Origin of the sequence: Pseudomonas sp. WS 5078, from assembly GCF_012985745.1 — a bacterium.
Taxonomy (GTDB): Bacteria; Pseudomonadota; Gammaproteobacteria; order Pseudomonadales; family Pseudomonadaceae; genus Aquipseudomonas; species Aquipseudomonas lundensis_A.
On record NZ_JAAQWX010000030.1, the window covers coordinates 1 to 2,400 of the forward strand.

General features: G+C 56.7%; 3 protein-coding genes. All 3 read right to left on the reverse strand.

Features of this window, described 5'->3' with window-relative positions:
* On the reverse strand, window positions 1-1,284 hold a 1,284-nt coding region (locus tag HBN68_RS21855), incomplete at its 3' end, for a DUF6531 domain-containing protein (RefSeq protein ID WP_222932968.1).
* Window positions 1,281-1,457, reverse strand: coding sequence for a hypothetical protein (locus HBN68_RS21860; protein WP_169966143.1), 177 nt, complete (start codon window positions 1,455-1,457; stop codon window positions 1,281-1,283). The genes HBN68_RS21860 and HBN68_RS21855, both read right to left, overlap by 4 nt.
* A 128-nt stretch (window positions 1,458-1,585) precedes the next feature.
* The gene (locus tag HBN68_RS21865) at window positions 1,586-2,104 is read right to left on the reverse strand and encodes an Hcp family type VI secretion system effector (protein WP_169966146.1); all 519 of its coding nucleotides are present in this window, start codon (window positions 2,102-2,104) and stop codon (window positions 1,586-1,588) included.
* Window positions 2,105-2,400: the final 296 nt, after the last annotated feature.

Genomic DNA, 2,400 nt, shown 5'->3' on the forward strand with positions numbered 1-2,400 from the left:
GTAGCTGTGGTCACGGCCGTCCGCATCGTGGAACACCAGGCCCTTGCCGTGCAGGTCAAAGCGGGTGGTGAACTCGGTGATCCAGCGCGCACCCAGGGCGCCTTGGTCGTATGCGCTCAGGCGCGAGTAGTAGGTGCGTGTCCAGTCAATCGGGAACGGGCCGGGCAAGCTGAAGTCGGTGTGACTGAATGTCTCTGACCCCACGGCAAAGCTGATGCTGTTACCTGTGATAGGGCAAACAACGTTTTTCTTGCAGTTGGGGGTGCCTACGGCTGGAACCTGTTTTTCAACAGATTCAATCTGACCCTGCGCAGCCGTTTTCTTGGCTTTGTTAGTCTCATTGGGTTTTACGCTCGTGCCTTGACCGGGTTCATTGCGCTTGCGCCACAAAGCCGTGGCGCTGGACAGGATCAACAACAACCAGCCAATCGAGCACTCAACGTCTTCGGCGCTGAGCGCGCTCAGTTGCGTGCGCAGCTCTGGCCCCATCGCCCGCAGTTGAGCGGTGTGGGCGGTGACGGAGCGTTTGATGTCGTCGGACAGCAGGTGCTGCGAGGCGCTGTTGGCCATGCCTTTGCCAGCGGCTTTGTAGGCGCTGAACAAGCCGCCGAAGATATTGCGGATAGCCGCTTTGGGGTCATGCAGCAACTGGTCGCCCGCCGCACTGATTTGCGCACTCGCTGCATCCAGATCCCCAGCGGCATCGAGGGTGCCGTTGACGGCGGCTTCCAGCCCCTTTGCGATTTCGTTGAGCATGTCTTCGCTGAGCTTGCCGGCGTCGGCGAGGATTTGCGGCAGCTTGGCCTGGGCTTGCTCGACGAAGTCATCGAGGCTGCCGACAATGGACGCGTTCAGGTGGCCCACCAGGATCTCGATGACTGACGCGCTGAGCATCAGCTTGGTGGTCGAGCGCATTTCCTGACGTACCAAGTGCAGGGTTGGACGCAAGGTCATGCGCGCAGCCGCCATGGCCGGGGGCAGCGGCAAGACGCCGATCAGGTTGATCGCCAGGCTCCCCCACAGCAGCAGGTCGCGTTTTTCAGTTTTGGTCAGCGTGACGACATCGCCCAACGCATCTACCAGCGCCATGATGTTACCGACCACGGGCAAGGCCCCGGCCACGCCCTGGATCCGTTCGAGGGTGACGACACCACCACTCATTTCCTGCAACCAGGCATCGAACACTGCAGCGCCACTGGCCACGTCTTTGACATCAATGGCACTGATCGGAACGATGGCGACCTGTGGGCCGCGTTTTTCTACAGCCGTATTTTCAGGGGTCATGAGAGCATCTCACCCGCCAGCAGGCCGACTGCCAAAAAGGCCCGTTCACTGACCAGCCCCAGATCAAAATCGAACGGCCTGTTCAAGGCTGCGCAGCCCTTGAAGGCCAGTACCTGAAAGTCCGCTCCCGCAAGGGTTAGCGTGAAATGGGGCTGATGCGCCGGTGAAAACATCCCTGATTCCTCATGCAGTGCTGCACGCTTGCGTCGCAAAAAAGTGGACGACGAAAACATAAAATTCTGGGGGCAAACCTGCGCACCGATCCTCAAGGGGGCCGGCGCGCAGAAACACTCAGCCAGCCTTAGCCAGCGATCGGCGTGCGCCAGTCATCGGAACCGGAAGTGCCCGACACTTCGTGAGTCCAGGTGATTTTGCGGTAGGTGAACTCCACGTCTTCCAGGTGCGTGAAGTGCGAATTCGACGGGTCCTGGCAGTTGTGCATGTAGTCTTTGATGTCGACGATGATTGCGTCTTCAAGTTTGGTGGTGAAGTAATGCTCTTGCGTACCGGCAGCCGAGGTGCGGAACCAATGGATTTCGATCTCCGTCAGGCGCTCGCCTGAAGTCAGTGCTGCCAACAGCAATGGCGACGATTTGTCGAAGACCTTGGTGATTTTCACGGGTTTGTGAACGCGCTGGCCGGTCGGTTGGCCTGATTGCGGGTCACGAGGAATAATCACTTCGTGACTAAAACCCTGAACCATGACTTGGTCTTCATGACCTTCCTGGTAGGTATTACCTACCGAATCTGCGGTGAATGCACCGGCAGTAATCAGGCCCTGTTTGGTGCCGGTGATGGACATGTAAGCTGGCGTCGCCATTGATGCTCTCCTTGCTGAAAAATAAGGACTTGAAAGGCCTAAATGCCGGTCAAGTGCTGAATGGAGTAACCAAAGTTCATGCCAACTTTTATCAAGCCATTTAAAAACAAGGAGTTACATCAAGTAAGGAATTTAGCTGGTTATTTTTTAAACAAAAACCCCTGAAAAGTGCGCAAGAAGTTGCGCAGTACTGTGCAACTTCTTGCGCACTCGTCTACAGATCACGGTTTATATGTCATGTGGCAATGTATCCACACGGTTATCCACATTTGAGTGCGCAACTTCTTGCGCAGTTG

Excerpts from the sequence above, each read along its gene's own strand:
- HBN68_RS21860 (WP_169966143.1), bottom strand. The coding sequence starts at position 1,457 with ATGTTTTCACCGGCGCATCAGCCCCATTTCACGCTAACCCTTGCGGGA.
- HBN68_RS21865 (WP_169966146.1), bottom strand. The coding sequence starts at position 2,104 with ATGGCGACGCCAGCTTACATGTCCATCACCGGCACCAAACAGGGCCTG.